General features: G+C 67.5%; 14 protein-coding genes. 5 read left to right on the top strand and 9 right to left on the bottom strand.

Features of this window, described 5'->3' with window-relative positions:
• The first annotated feature begins 67 nt into the window (after window positions 1-67).
• Both KV110_RS19565 and KV110_RS19560 read left to right on the top strand, forming a co-directional pair.
• Window positions 68-712 (top strand): MBL fold metallo-hydrolase, encoded by a 645-nt coding sequence (locus KV110_RS19565; protein WP_218477797.1) that lies wholly within the window; start codon window positions 68-70, stop codon window positions 710-712.
• A gap of 125 nt (window positions 713-837) precedes the next feature.
• Window positions 838-1,887: an aminotransferase class V-fold PLP-dependent enzyme gene (locus tag KV110_RS19560; protein WP_218477796.1), complete on the top strand. Its 1,050-nt coding sequence runs from the start codon at window positions 838-840 to the stop codon at window positions 1,885-1,887.
• Window positions 1,888-1,909: 22 nt separating this feature from the next.
• Here the strand turns inward: KV110_RS19560 and KV110_RS19555 are convergent, their stop codons facing one another.
• Window positions 1,910-2,797, bottom strand: a complete 888-nt coding sequence (locus tag KV110_RS19555; protein ID WP_218477795.1) for a fumarylacetoacetate hydrolase family protein — start codon at window positions 2,795-2,797, stop codon at window positions 1,910-1,912.
• Entirely contained in the window at window positions 2,794-3,675 is an 882-nt protein-coding gene (locus tag KV110_RS19550; RefSeq protein WP_218477794.1) for an amidohydrolase family protein, read from the bottom strand. Before KV110_RS19550 ends, KV110_RS19555 begins: the two co-directional genes overlap by 4 nt.
• Before the next feature lie 38 nt (window positions 3,676-3,713).
• Between KV110_RS19550 and KV110_RS19545 the strand changes: the two genes are divergently transcribed.
• Entirely contained in the window at window positions 3,714-4,382 is a 669-nt protein-coding gene (locus KV110_RS19545; protein WP_218477793.1) for a FadR/GntR family transcriptional regulator, read from the top strand.
• 8 nt (window positions 4,383-4,390) lie between these two features.
• Here KV110_RS19545 and KV110_RS19540 read toward each other — a convergent pair whose 3' ends face one another.
• Genes KV110_RS19540 through KV110_RS19515 form a run of 6 tightly spaced genes read right to left on the bottom strand, consistent with a single transcriptional unit; the run spans window position 4,391 to window position 10,624 of the window.
• Window positions 4,391-5,311 (bottom strand): aldo/keto reductase, encoded by a 921-nt coding sequence (locus tag KV110_RS19540; RefSeq protein ID WP_218477791.1) that lies wholly within the window; start codon window positions 5,309-5,311, stop codon window positions 4,391-4,393.
• Window positions 5,304-5,642: an L-rhamnose mutarotase gene (locus KV110_RS19535; RefSeq protein WP_218477789.1), complete on the bottom strand. Its 339-nt coding sequence runs from the start codon at window positions 5,640-5,642 to the stop codon at window positions 5,304-5,306. Before KV110_RS19535 ends, KV110_RS19540 begins: the two co-directional genes overlap by 8 nt.
• 2 nt (window positions 5,643-5,644) lie before the next feature.
• Complete coding sequence (locus KV110_RS19530; RefSeq protein ID WP_218477788.1) at window positions 5,645-6,676, bottom strand: ABC transporter permease; 1,032 nt, start codon at window positions 6,674-6,676, stop codon at window positions 5,645-5,647.
• Window positions 6,673-8,169, bottom strand: a complete 1,497-nt coding sequence (locus KV110_RS19525; protein ID WP_218477786.1) for a sugar ABC transporter ATP-binding protein — start codon at window positions 8,167-8,169, stop codon at window positions 6,673-6,675. Before KV110_RS19525 ends, KV110_RS19530 begins: the two co-directional genes overlap by 4 nt.
• Window positions 8,166-9,263, bottom strand: a complete 1,098-nt coding sequence (locus KV110_RS19520) for a sugar ABC transporter substrate-binding protein (RefSeq protein ID WP_218477785.1) — start codon at window positions 9,261-9,263, stop codon at window positions 8,166-8,168. Before KV110_RS19520 ends, KV110_RS19525 begins: the two co-directional genes overlap by 4 nt.
• A complete protein-coding gene (locus tag KV110_RS19515) occupies window positions 9,260-10,624 on the bottom strand; it encodes an enolase C-terminal domain-like protein (protein WP_218477783.1) in 1,365 nt (454 codons plus the stop codon). The genes KV110_RS19520 and KV110_RS19515 overlap by 4 nt, the downstream gene beginning before the upstream one ends.
• Before the next feature lie 211 nt (window positions 10,625-10,835).
• On the opposite strand from KV110_RS19515, the gene KV110_RS19510 reads away from it, so the two are divergent.
• Window positions 10,836-11,612 (top strand): SDR family NAD(P)-dependent oxidoreductase, encoded by a 777-nt coding sequence (locus KV110_RS19510; protein ID WP_218477782.1) that lies wholly within the window; start codon window positions 10,836-10,838, stop codon window positions 11,610-11,612.
• Window positions 11,609-12,841 (top strand): alpha-hydroxy acid oxidase, encoded by a 1,233-nt coding sequence (locus KV110_RS19505; RefSeq protein WP_218477780.1) that lies wholly within the window; start codon window positions 11,609-11,611, stop codon window positions 12,839-12,841. Before KV110_RS19510 ends, KV110_RS19505 begins: the two co-directional genes overlap by 4 nt.
• A 3-nt stretch (window positions 12,842-12,844) precedes the next feature.
• On the opposite strand, the gene KV110_RS19500 is transcribed toward KV110_RS19505, so the two are convergent.
• Entirely contained in the window at window positions 12,845-13,912 is a 1,068-nt protein-coding gene (locus KV110_RS19500; protein ID WP_218477779.1) for an NAD(P)H-dependent amine dehydrogenase family protein, read from the bottom strand.
• Between the last annotated feature and the right edge of the window lies 1 nt (window position 13,913).

The following is a 13,913-nucleotide window of genomic DNA, read 5'->3' as shown; positions in this document are numbered from 1 at the left end:
TCGATCTAGCGCCGCGAGATCGGATCTAGCGCCTTCCGGGTAGCGACATCACACGGAAGGAAACCTCATGCACCAGATCGTCCCCGACCTGTGGGAGACCGAGACACTGAGCCCGTTCCCCGGCCTGACCACCCACGCGTACCTGTGGACCACGCCCGAGGGAAACGTGTTGTTCTACAACACCACGGTCACCGAGGAGTTCGACAAGATGGCCGACCTCGGCGGCGTCGCACACCACTACCTCAGCCATCGGGACGAGATCGCCTCGTCGCTGTCGGTAGTACGGGAGCGCTTCGGCGCGAAACTGCACATCCACAAGGCGGACGCGAGCATGGTCACCGACACCACCGTCGATGACGCGTTCGACAGCCGCCACGTCGGTTTCGCGGGACTCGAGGTGATCCCGACACCGGGTCACACCCCGGGCAGCGCTTGCTACCTCGCGACAATCGGCGGCAAGCGCTACCTGTTCACCGGCGACACGCTCGTCCTCGGCGAGAACGGCGTCTGGTGGGCCGGTTACCTCGAGGGTCACAGTGACCGCGACACGCTGCTCAGCAGCCTCGATGTGTTGGCCGGGTTGAACCCCGACGTCATCGTGTCGAGCGCGTTCATGGGTCCGAAAGGCGTCATCGAACTCGGTGATCGTCCCTGGTCCGATTGCGTCGCCGAGGCACGCCGAGGGGTCGTCGCCAAGACGCCGTCCAAGTAACCGGGGGCGGGTGGCGGCGTCCACCACGGGCGCCGCCACCTGAACCCACCGCGGCCGTGCGAGATCGGTCCAGTTTCGGCCTGCTGGAGCTGGACCGGTACGGCCCGGCGGCGAAAGCTGCCAGTATGTCTTCCCTTGCGCCGCACGAGTTCGCACCCGAAACCACCTACCTCAATACCGCCGCGTTCGGGCTGCCGTCCGCGCGGGCGCTGGCCGCTGTCCGCGAAGCGAGTGCCGAGTGGGCGGCCGGCCGGGGCGGGCCGCTGTCGAACGACGTGCTGGTGCCCGAGGTGCGCGCGTCCTTCGCCCGGTTGCTCGCCGGTGCCACTCCGGACGACGTCGCCATCGGCGGCGGTGTCGCTCCGCTGATCGCCCCGATCGCCGTCGCGCTGCCCGCGGGCGCGGAAGTGCTGTTGGCCGAGGGCGAGTTCTCGTCGGTGTCCATGCCTTTTCTGTACCGCGGTGATCTCGCGGTGCGTTTCGTGCCGCTGGAGCGCTTGGCCGAGGAGGTGCGGCCGGAGACCGCGCTGGTCGCGGTGAGCGTGGTGCAATCGGCGGACGGCCGGATCACCGACTTGCCGGTGCTGCGCGCCGCCACGCAGGCCCATGGCGCCCGGCTGCTGGTGGACGCCACGCAGGCGGCGAGTTGGCTGCCGCTGAGCTTCGCCGACGCCGACTACTGGGTGTGCGCGACATTCAAATGGCTGATCGGTGCGCGCAGCCTCTCCTTCTTCGCCGCGGCACCGGAGGCCGCCGCGACGGTGCGCCCGGTCGGGCCCAGTTGGTATGCCGCCGCCGACCGGTGGGCCGAGCTGTACCGGCCGGTCGCGCTGGCATCGACCACGCACCGCTTCGACGCGACCCCCGACTGGCTCGGCGTGATCGCCGCGACGGCGGGACTCTCGCTGATCGAGGAGCTGACGGTCGAAAAGATCAACGCGCACAACCTCGATCTCGCCGACCGCTTCCGCGCGGGATTGACCGAGATCGGCCTCGAGTCGGTGCCGGGCCGTTCCGCGATCGTGTCGGTCCTCGGGGCGGGTGATGCGGCGCCGCGCCTCGAGCAGGCCGGTGTCATCATCTCCGCACGCAACGGCGGGTTGCGCTTCGCCTTCCACCTCTACAACGACGTCGATGACGTCGACAGGGCGCTCGAGGTCCTGGCCGCGGAGTGATTCCGGAGCGTCGGCGAAGCGCTCACACCCGCACCGCGGCTGGGGGCGACGGCTCGCTCGCCGATACGGCGTTGCGGCATCGCTGCCTGGCCCGGCCGATCCCCTCGATCTCTACCTCCACCACGTCGCCGTCGCGTAGATACGGGTAACGACCGGAAAGTGCTACCCCGGCAGGGGTTCCGGTGTTGATGATGTCGCCGGGTTCCAGGACCGCGTACTGGGACAGGTGCCAGACGAGGTAGCCGACGTCGAAGATGAGGTCGGCGGTGCTGGAGTCCTGGCGCGCTTCGCCGTTCACCCACGAACGCAACCGCAGGTCGCGCGGGTCGAGCCGGTCCCGCGGCACGAGGGCCGGTCCCAGCGGATTGAAGGTCTCGCAGCACTTGCCTTTCGACCACTGCCCGCCCGACTGTTCCAGCTGGAATGCACGTTCCGAGACATCGTTCGACATGGTGTAGCCCGCAACATGATTCAGTGCCGCTTCGGCGGAGTCGAGGTAGCGTGCGCGCTTACCGATTACCACCGCGAGCTCTACCTCCCAGTCGGTCTTGCGGGAGTCGCGCGGGATGAGCACGTCGTCGTAGGGGCCGACGACGGTGTTGGGGGTTTTGAAGAACACCACGGGCGCCTCGGGCGGCGCCGCGCCTGATTCCGCGGCGTGTGCGGCGTAGTTCATGCCGATGCACCACACCGCCTGCGGCCGGGCCACCGGCGCGCCGATACGCTGGCCGGTGACATCGATGCGGGTAAGTCGGCCCGCCGCGAGCGCGGCACCGACCGCATCGATGCCGCCCGCGGTGAGGAAGTCGCCATCGATGTCGGTGGTGAGCGGGCACAGATCGTAGGCGTGCTCGCCGTCGACGACGATCGGTCGCTCCGCGCCGTGGTCGCCGATGCGCTGCAGCTTCATTCGGGTTCTCCTTGGGTCATCCAGGTCGGTGCGAGGGGCAATTGGTAAGTGCGCCAAGCCACTTCGGTCAACACCTGAACTCGGGCGGCGGAGGTCAGGTGGTTCAGCGTTTCCAGCGTGGTTTGCCACACGGTCCGATAGGACGCGGCCGTTAGCGTGAAAGGCCAATCACCGCCGACCATCAGCCGGTCGGGTCCGAAGACCTCGAGTGCGTGGTCGACATAGGGCTGCCAGCGCCTGGCGCTGATCTCCGGCCCGGACACCGTGGCCAGCCCGGAAATCTTGGCCACCACATTCGGTGCGGCCGCCGCCTCGGCGAGCAGGTCGGCCCACGGCTGCCAGCCGCCGGTCGCGATCGGCGGTTTGCCCAGGTGATCCAGGACGATCGTCAGGTCGGGGTGCTCGTGCGCGATCAGCGGAACCTGCGCGAGCAGATCCGGTCGTTCGGCCACCGCGTCGAAAACCAGCCCGCCCTCGGCGAGTAGCGCGAGGCCTTCCGAAACCTCGGGGCGCAGTAGCCATTTCGGGTCCGGGTCCCGGTGGATCATGTGCCGGACGCCGACGAATTCGGGATGCGCGCGCAGCGCGGGCAGTTCGGCGGCGGCGAGGTCGGGCCGGTGCAGTGGCAGCCAGCCGACCACGGCGGCTGGCTGTGGCGAGGCGGCCGCGGCGTCGAGTAGCGCGCGATTCTCGGCCAGCGAATCGGAGGCTTGCACCAGCACGATCGCGCCGATACCGTGCTCGGCCAGTTCGGGCCGCACATCCGCCAGGGTGTAATTTCGGTATAAAACATCCGATGTTTCTGTCAGCCAGTCGTATTCGACGTCGAATTTTCCCCCGTCTACCTGCCAGATATGAACGTGTGAGTCTACAGTCATCGGAGGCATAGCTTCACATCCTCGAACGAAGGAAACAGGTGTCGGTCACCGACGACGCGATAGCGAAGATCAAGGCGATGATCATCTCGGGCGATCTCGAGCCCGGCTCGCGACTGCCCCGCGAAGCCGATCTCGCCGCGGAGCTCGGCGTCTCGCGCAACTCGCTGCGCGAAGCGGTGCGTGCGCTGTCGCTGGTCCGGATCCTGGACGTGCGCCAGGGCGATGGCACGTATGTGGCGAGCCTGGAACCGAAGTCGCTGCTCGACGCCATGAGCTTCCTGCTCGAATTCCACCAGGACGACTCGGTATTGGACATTTTCGGGGTCCGGCGCATCCTCGAGCCCGCCGCTACCGCACTCGCGGCGCAATTGATGTCCGAGGAACGGATCGCCCACCTGCGCACCCTGGTGGAACCCGAAACGACCTCGGTGACCGAGCTCGTCGCGCTCGATCTCGAGTTCCACGCCGCCATCGCCGCCGCCTCCGGCAACAAGGTGCTTGCCTCCCTGCTGGATTCGCTGTCGCTGCCGACGATGCGGGCCCGGATCTGGCGCGGCATCACCGAGGAGCGGGCGTTCGAACGCACCGTCGCCGAGCACCGCGGCATCTGCGATGCGATCGCCGCCCGCGATCCCGAACTCGCGCACGCGCGAGCCCTCGCCCACGTGGCAGGCGTGATGGAATGGCTGCGCCGCGCCGCAGGCTGACTGCCGGGTCATGGGCACCGACCCAACTCGTGCCAGAGTTCCTCCGGTACTGCGATGTTCAGCATCGCGACGGTGTCGTCGACTTCCGCGCGGGTCCGTGCGCCGATGACGATGGCACCGACCGCCGCGTTGCGGCGCGGGAATTGCAACGCCGCCGCCCGCAGGGGCACATCGTATTTCGCGCAGATCCGGTCCATTGCCAGTGCGCGTTCGACGACGGCGCGTTGCGCTGGCTGATAGTCGAAGGTCGCCGTGTGCAGCGGGTCGGCCAGAATTCCGCTGTTCAGCACGCCACCCACGAGTACTCGAATGCCGCGTCGCGCACATTCGGGAAGCAACTCGACTTCGGCCCGCCGGTCCAGCAGGGTGTACCGGCCCGCGATCAGCAGGTGATCGATGGCGGATTCGCGGACGAATCGCAGCGCCACATCCACATCGTTGACCCCGATACCGATGCCGGAGACGATGCCTTCGGCCCGCATGCGGACGAGTTCGGGCGCGGCGGCGGTGCGGGCTTCGTCCTGGTGATCGTCCGGGTCGTGGATGAGCAGCAGGTCCACCCGGTCCAAGCCCAATCGGGTCAGTGAATCCTCCAGCGATCGCCGGACACCCAATGCCGAATAGTCGCGTCGCCGTGAGCGTTTCGGCGTCCCCCAGAAGCCGTCCACTCCATCGGCGGCTTGCGGATCGTCGTAGAGCAGGCGGCCCACCTTGGTCGACAGCGTGTATTCCGTACGCGGCCGGGTGCGCAGGAATCGGCCGAGCCGTTCTTCGCCGCTGCCCGCGCCGTAGTGCGGTGCGGTGTCGAAGGCCCGGATACCCGCGTCCCAGGCTGCCGCAATGCCTGCCTGAGCGACTTCCTCGTCAACGGCGCGAAACAGCCCGGCGTAGCCCGCGCCGCCGAGGATGATGTCCGATACGTCATGCATCCACATCACCCGCCGCGGGATTCAATTCCCACACCACCGGCAACGCGGCGTCGGCCCCGGGCGCCGTATAGTCGTGCGACGCTTCGAGGAGCTCGTTGATCCGCAGCTGCCAGGCCACATTGGCGGGCAGCTCGGCCAACCGAGCGAGTAGCAGATCGTATGCCGCACAGTCGATCACGTGGAACAGGTCGAGGCCGCTGCGCCAGATGGTCCAGTCCGTCGCTCCGGCATCCCGGATAGCCGCGACAAGTTCGGCGGGCACCGCACGGTGCGCGGCTTCGTACTCGGCCTCGGCACCGGGTTTCAGCTTGGTGTGCAAAGCGATTCGCATATTCACTCCTGCCGTCGTCCGCTGGCGATGCGGGTGATCACCAAGGCCACCAGGATCAGCGCACCGTTGATGAACTTGAGCGAGTCGGCGCTGACCCCGCCGTAGGACAGCAGCTTCTGGATCAAGGTGAGAATCAGGACGCCGAAGAACGCGCCGAGCACCGAACCGCGTCCGCCGTTGAGCGCCACACCCCCGATCACGCAGGCGGCGAACACCTGGAAGATCATCCCGTCGCCCTGGCTCACCTGCACGCTGGCGAACTGTCCCGAGTAGATCAGCCCACCGACCGCGGCGAGCCCACCGGCGACGACCAGCACGGCGATAACGACGTTATCGGTGCGGATGCCCGCGGCCCGCGCGGCGGCCTCGTTGCCGCCGACGGCGTAGAGCGAGCGTCCCGCGGTCGTATAGGTGAGCACGAGGTAGCCGAGGACGAACAACGCCAGGCAGAGCGCGACGTCGACCGGCACGCCGAGTATCCGGGTGTTGCCCAGCCATTCGACCGACGGCGGAATCTTGGTGAGCGTGAATCCCTCGGTGAGGAAGGTGAGCAGGCCGCGCAGCGCGATGAGCATCGCCAGGGTGACGATGAAACCGTTCAGCCCGAACCGGACGATCAGCACGCCGTTGAGCGCACCGACGGCGAAGCCGACGAGCAGCGCGATCGGAATGGCCATCCACGGCGAAGTCCAGGTGAAGGCGCCCACTTTCGCGGTGCCCATGGTCGCCCAGATGGCGACGCCGGGGGCGAGCCCGAAGGTCGACTCCAGGGACAGATCCATCCGGCCGACCACCAGCACCAGCACCTCGGCCAGCACGATGAGCGCGATGCCGCTCATCGAGGTCAGCACGTTGGTCAGGTTGGTGGACGAGACGAAGTTGCTGTTGATGAAGTAACCGACCACCAGTACCAGCAGGATCGGCGGTACGAGCAGGAAGTCGCGCAGCGCACCCCAGCGCACGGTGGCCAATGACCGCCGGGTGGCGGCGGTGTCGCGGGTCGCGGGTTCGCGTCCGGTCGCGATCGGGGTCATGACAGTCCTTCCATGGCGGCGACGAGTTCCTTGTCGCCCCAGCCCTTCTCGAATTCCTGAGCGATCCGGCCCTGCACCATCACCAGGACGCGATCGCAGTCGCGCAGATCGTCGAGCTCGTCCGATACCACCAGGACTGCGGTGCCCCGGTCCGCGGCGTCGCGCACGACACCGCGCAAAGTCTCCTTGGACCGGACGTCGACGCCCGCGGTCGGTGTGATCAGCACCAGTACCGCCGGATCGGTGGCCAGTGCGCGGGCGAACACGACCTTCTGCTGATTGCCGCCCGACAGTTCGGCGACGCTCTGTTCCGGCCCTTCGGTTTTGATCCCGAGATCCTCGATGGCCTTGCCCGCCACCGTGTTCCGGGTGCGCCGAGACAGCAGTCCCAGTCGTCCCAGCCGGTGCGGCACGGTCAGCGTGGCATTATCGGCTACGCTCATCTCCGGAATCAGGCCCTCCTCGTGCCGGTCCCGTGGCACGAAGCCGATCCCCGCGTCCAGCGCCGCCCGCACGCCACCCCGGCGCGGGCGGGTACCCGATACGAGGATGGAACCCGCTGCGGCCTTGCGTAATCCGACGATGGTCTCGGCCACCTCGATCCGGCCACTGCTGCCGCCGCCGGCCAGGCCGACGATCGCACCCGGCTTCACCTCGAGCGACACATCGCTGAATTCGCCGGACCGGGTGAGTCCTTCGACCCGAAGCGTCGGTGTTGCCGCCGCATCAGGGTCGCGCCGCGCGGCCGGTATCTGGAGTTCGACCGAGTCGCCGGTCATCGCGGCGATGAGTTCCTTTTTGCCGAGATCGGCGGCAGGAGCGGTCACGACATGTCTGGCATCACGAAAAACGGTGATGTCCCGGCAGATTTCGTAGGTCTCGTCGAGGTGATGGGAGATGAACAGGAAGGTGACGCCCTGAGCCTGTAGGTCCCCGATCCTGCTGAACAGCCGCTTGATCGCGGGTCCGTCGAGTTGCGCGGTGGGCTCGTCCAGGATGATGAAGCGCGCGCCGTGCGACAGCGAGCGCGCGATCTCCACCAGCTGCCGATGCTCCACGGACAGATCACGGGCGACGGTGTCGACATCGACCGGCACGGACCAGGTGTCGAGCAGCTCCCTGGCGCGGCCGCGCACCCTGCGCCAGTTGATGATTCGGCCGCCGAGGTGCTGTCGGTTGACGAACAGATTCTCCGCCACCGACAGATCAGGAATGATCGTCGACTTCTGATACACGCAGGCCACCCGCGACCGCCAGGCGTCCCGGTCGCCGGGCGAGGGCGCTGGTAGACCGTTGAACCGCACCTCCCCCTCATCCGGAGTTGCGAGTCCGGTCAGAATCGACACCAGGGTTGACTTCCCGGCGCCGTTGCGACCGACCAGGGCGTGGGTCCGGCCCGCGGCAACCCGCAGGCCGACCCGGTCGAGCGCGAGGACGTTGCGCCCGAACCGTTTCGAGACGTCGATGGCTTCGGCGATCGGTTCGCCGGTCATCCGCCGTGCCCCCACAGGCCGGGTGCGGAGGTGGGCAGAGTATCGAGTTCGCCTACCTTGCCGCCGGTTCGGGTGACGACGGGCGCGGGCAACTGATCCTCGAGCGTGCCGCCGACGCCGGTGTCGATGATCGTGGACCCATGGTCGGTCGGACCAGGGGAGAACTTGCGGCCGTCGATCGCGGCCTTGGCGTAGAACGCCGCGTACTGCGCGTAGAGGTCGGCGGGCTGGGAGATGGTCGCGTCGATCTCACCCGCTTCGATGGCGTCCAGCTCGGCCTTGATGCCGTCGTTCGACACGATCGTGATGTGCCCTGGCGCACCGGCTTTCACCAGTTTGCCGCTGCGTCGCAGCAGTGCCATCGTCGATTGGAGGAACACCCCGCCCGCCTGCATGTAGATGCCGTTGATGTCCGGGTCGGTCAGCAGTTTGTCCTGTAGGCCCGAGACGGCGCGATCGCCCTTCCAGTCGGTCGGGATCTCGATCACCTTGATGCCTGGATAACGGGTCTTCATGCACTCGGCGAAGGCCTCCGACCGATCGCGTCCGTTGATCGAACTCAGATCGCCCTGGAACTCGACGACCTTGCCGGTGCCCTGCAAGGTTTCACCGAGATAGACACACGACTTGGTGCCGTAGGCGCGGTTGTCCGCGCGCACGACCATATACACGCCGCCGGTGTCCGGGCGGGTGTCGACGCTGACCACCGGAACGCCCTTGGCGGTCGCGGCGGCGAGGGCCGGTTTGACCGCGGCGGTGTCCTGCGGCGCCATGATGATCGCTTTGACGTCCTTCGACAGCAGGGTGTCGACATTGGATTTGAGCCGGTTGGCGTCGTTGTCCGAGGAGGTGTTCTCCAGCCGGACGCCCGCCGCGGCGGCCTTCGGACCGAGGTAGCCCGCGTAGGCGCTCCAGAAATCGGAGTCCGAGCGCGGCTGATCCGCCCCGACCAGAACGCCGCTGTCCGCCCCGCTGCCGACGGTGACGGCCGGCGCGCTGTCACCGGTGCCGACCGGCTCCCGCGAACAGGCGGCGCCGGAGGCGATGACCAGGGTGGCGCCGAGGGCTACGCCGATGATGCTGGCGGTTTTCATAAGATCTCCTGCTGTTGTGGGAGGGCCACTCCCGGCGTGGAATTCGGGTCGGCGTCCGCTGGGTCCGCGCGCCAGGCGGCCCCGGTGGGATACGTGTAGTCCCGCAACGAGGCAGGCAACATCTCGGCGCTGAAACCAGGCGCACGCGGCGCGAGGTAGCGCCCGCCGCGCACCCGCACCGGATGCCGGAAATGCTCGTGCAGGTGGTCGACGAACTCGATCGCGCGGTCCTGCATCGTTCCGGAAATCGCGACGTAATCGATCATCGCCAGATGCTGGACCAGCTCGCACAACCCGACGCCACCCGCGTGCGGCACGACCGGAACGCCGAACTTGGCTGCCAGCAATAGGATTGCCAGATTCTCGTTGACCCCGGCGACCCTTGCCGCATCGATCTGGAGGATGTCGACGGCGCCGGCCTGCAGCAGCTGCTTGAACAGGATCCGGTTCTGGCCGTGCTCGCCGGTCGAGATCCGCACCGGCGCTACGCGACGACGGATCTCGGCATGACCGAGGATGTCGTCCGGGCTGGTCGGCTCCTCGACCCAGGCCGGGTTCGCCTGCGCCAGTTGAGAAATCCAGTCGACCGCGGCATCGACGTCCCACCGCTGGTTCGCGTCGACGGCCAGCCCGATGTCGGGTCCGATCGCCTCCCTGGCGACCTTGACCCGCCGCACGTCCTCCGTCATGTCGCGGCCGACCTTGATCTTGATGGTGCCGAACCCGTCGGCCACCGCCTGCCGGGCCAGCCGGGCCAGCTTGTCGTCGGAGTAGCCGAGCCAGCCCGGCGAGGTCGTGTACGCCGGATATCCGGCGTCGAGCAAGTGGGCCGCGCGCTGCTGTTTGCCCGGTTCGGCGCGGCGCAGGATCTCCAATGCCTCGTCGCGGGTGAGCGCGTCGGTGAGGTAGCGGAAGTCGAGCAGGTCGACGATCTGCGCGGGCGTCATCTCGGCGACCAACTGCCACACCGGTTTTCCGGCCAGCTTCGCGGCCAGATCCCATGCGGCATTGATCACCGCGCCCACCGCCATGTGCATGACGCCCTTCTCCGGACCGAGCCAGCGCAGCTGGGAATCCGCGCTGAGGGAGCGGGCGAATCCTCCGAGGTTCCCGGTGATTTCGGCGACGGAGCGGCCGACGACCAAATGCTCGAGCGACTGGATCGCGACCCGTTGCACATCGTTGCCGCGGCCGATGGTGAACGCGAAGCCGTGGCCCTCGGGCCCAGTCGGGTCGTCGGTGCGCAGGATGACGTAGGCCGCCGAATAGTCGGGGTCGGGATTCATCGCGTCCGAGCCGTCCAGCTCGCTCGACGTCGGGAACCGGACGTCGAGCGTGTCCAGCGCCGTAAGGTGCGCCATGAGGGATCCTCGTTCCAGATAGTGATCTGGGTCACGACTATACATCGGATGTCTTCGAGCGCAATGGTCGATAGAGAATTCGTCAATCCTGCTTGCGCAGTGGCAATCTGGTCCATGCAGAGCGAATAGGTGTTATGTTCGCCAAGGTCAAACATCGGACCTGTCCGGCGGCGAACTCGCGCACCGGACCTGACGTGTGAGGATGATCGGTATGTCGTCGCAGGGCACGTTCGACGGGCTGGTGGCGGTGGTCACCGGCGGTGCGTCCGGAATCGGGAAGGCGGTTGCCGAAACGTTCGCAACCGGAGGCGCACAGGTGGCTGTGCTCGATCTGAACCCGGGCGGCAGATCAGGGGTTGCGCTCCGCTGCGATGTCGCCGATGACGAATCGGTCCGCCGCGCGATCGCGGAAGTCGTGGACACTTTCGGCCGCATCGACATCCTCGTCAACAACGCGGGCATCGGCGCACAGGGGACCATCGCGGACAACACCGACGACGAATGGCGGCGGCTGTTCGAGGTGAACGTCTTCGGCACGGTGCGCGTCTCCCGCGCGGCACTCCCCCATCTGCGACGGTCGCCGGCCGCCGCGATCGTGAACATCTGCTCGATCGCCGCGACAACTGGGCTGCCCGATCGCGCGGCCTACAGCGCGAGCAAAGGCGCGATACTTTCGCTCACCCGCGCCATGGCCGCCGACCACGTCGGCGACGGCATCCGGGTGAACTGCGTCAACCCCGGCACCGTCGACACACCCTGGGTGCAGCGCCTGCTGGCGAGCAGTGCCGATCCCGCCACGGAGATGGCAGCGCTGCGAGCGCGCCAGCCGCACGGTCGCCTGGTCACGGCCGAGGAAGTCGCCAGTGCGGTGGTATATCTGGCCGACCCCGCCGCGGCGTCCATCACCGCGACGATGTTGGAAGTCGACGGTGGCATGCATTCCTTGCGGCTGCGCAGCGCGACACAGGCGGCCGGGGCGGCCCGATGACCGCGCGCCGACTGCCCCGGCCGCGCGAACTCGCGCCGCTGGTCAAGTTCGAGCGTCCGTTCGGCGGCCGGGCACGCAAACTCGCTCGCGCCCAGACGATCTGGGACTTGCGTGAGTTGGCGCGCAAGCGCACCCCCAAGGTCGCCTTCGACTACACCGACGGCGCCGCCGATGCCGAGATCAGCCTGCAGCGGGCCCGAGACGCGTTCGCCGACATCGAATTCCGTCCCGCGATCCTGCGCGACGTCACCACCACCGACACCACCGTCCAGGTACTCGGCAAGACCGCCGCGCTGCCGTTCGGGATCGCGCCCACCGGGTTCACCCGGATGATGCACACGGCGGGCGAGCTGGCGGGGGCGCGCGCCGCCGAACGCGCGGGCATCCCGTTCACGTTGTCCACGATGGGGACCACGGCCATCGAGGACGTCGCGGCGGGCACCGGGGCCGACGCCCGCAATTGGTTCCAGCTCTACATCTGGACCGACCATAGCCGCTCCCTCGACCTGGTAGAACGCGCCGAGCGTTCGGGATTCGACACCCTCGTGGTGACGGTGGACGTGCCGGTGGCGGGCGCCCGGCTGCGCGACGTGCGCAACGGCATGACGGTGCCACCGTCCATCACGCTGTCCGGCGCCCTCGACGCCTTGCGCAGGCCATGGTGGTGGTGGGACTTCCTCACCACCGAGCCACTGGCCTTCGCCTCGCTCGACCGTTGGTCGGGCACGGTGGCGGCACTGCTCGACGCCATGTTCGACCCGACCGTCGGCTTCGACGACCTGGCCTGGGTCCGGCAGCACTGGCGGGGGAAGATCCTGGTGAAGGGTGTGCAGACCGTCGATGACGCCAAGCGCCTGGCGGGGCTCGGCGTCGACGGCATCGTCCTGTCGAATCATGGTGGGCGGCAGCTGGATCGCGCGCCCGTACCGTTGCACCTGCTGCCATCCGTGGTGCGCGAGGTGGGCGACGACATGGAGATCCATCTCGACACCGGCATCATGCACGGCGCCGACATCGTCGCCGCCCTTGCCCTCGGCGCGCGCTTCACCCTTATCGGCCGGGCCTACCTCTACGGGCTGATGGCCGGCGGCGAAGCCGGTGTCGACCGCGCGATCGACATCCTGCGCACGCAGATCGTGCGCACTATGAAGCTGCTCGGCGTCAGCACGGTCGAAGAACTCGAACCGCGCCACGTGCGTCTGCTCGAACGGTATCGACCACTCGAATAGGTGCTATCGCTGCGCGGGGTTTGTGATCAGGGGCAGATCCAAGGCCGTCAAAATGCCTGGGGCCGCCTGGACTACGGCGGGGACTGCGTTGACTATGCGCATGGCGGTGGCGAGGAGGGTGGCGTGGTTGTGGTCGCCGTTGCGGCTGGAGGTCACCAAATCCATTGCGTAGCTGGGTTCTCCGGTGATTTCGACACGGTAGGAGCCTTCGTGGTGGGCAGGTTGGGGCCACTCGGGGCAGAGGTCGGGATGCAGCCGGGTGACGTGTTCCAGGACCGTGACGGGGCGGTCGCCGACCATGCCGCGCACCTCGAAACGCAGTGCGGCCGCGGTGCCCTCGGCGATATGGCCGGTGGCGATGTCGAAATCATGGGCCGCTGGGATCCGCTCGTAGGTTTCGGTGACCGCGTCGAGGGTGACGCCGATGCCCGCGGCGAGTTGGCGGACGGTGCCGCCCCAGGCGAGCGACAGCACGCCGGGCTGGAGCAGCATCGGGATGTCATCGAGGGGTTTGCCGAATCCCATGATGTCGAACATGACCTCGCGATTGTCGTAGCTGGCGTAGTCGACGATCTCCATGCAGCGGAGCTGATCGATGCGCAGGCAGGTGCCCGCGAGTGCCAGCGGCAGTAGGTCATTGGCGAAACCAGGGTCGATACCATTGACCCACAGAGACGAATTACCTTGCGCCGCAGCCTCCTGCACCGGTTTCAGCAGGTTGTCGGGGAGGACGCCGTAGGGGTATTGAAAGAACACCGGCGCACAGGCGACGACGTTGATTCCGGCGCTGAGGATCCGCTGTAGGTCACCCACGGCTTCCATCAAGCGGTTGTCGGTCCTCGAGCAGTAGACGACGCAATCAGGACGAGCGGCCAGGAGCGCGTCGGCATCGGTCGTCGCGGTCACGCCTACTCGATGATCCAGTCCGGCAAGGGTTCCCGCATCCACCCCGGACTTCGCCGGACCCGAGACCCACACACCCGCCAGTTCCAGGTCCGGGTTGGCGATGATGCCCGCCAGCGCGTGCCTGCCGACATTGCCTGTCCCCCATTGCACTACGCGATAAGTCATG

Source organism: Nocardia iowensis (assembly GCF_019222765.1).
Taxonomy (GTDB): domain Bacteria; phylum Actinomycetota; class Actinomycetes; order Mycobacteriales; family Mycobacteriaceae; genus Nocardia; species Nocardia iowensis.
The sequence above is the reverse complement of the archived record's forward strand: the minus strand, read 5'-3'. Positions and strand labels throughout refer to the sequence as shown.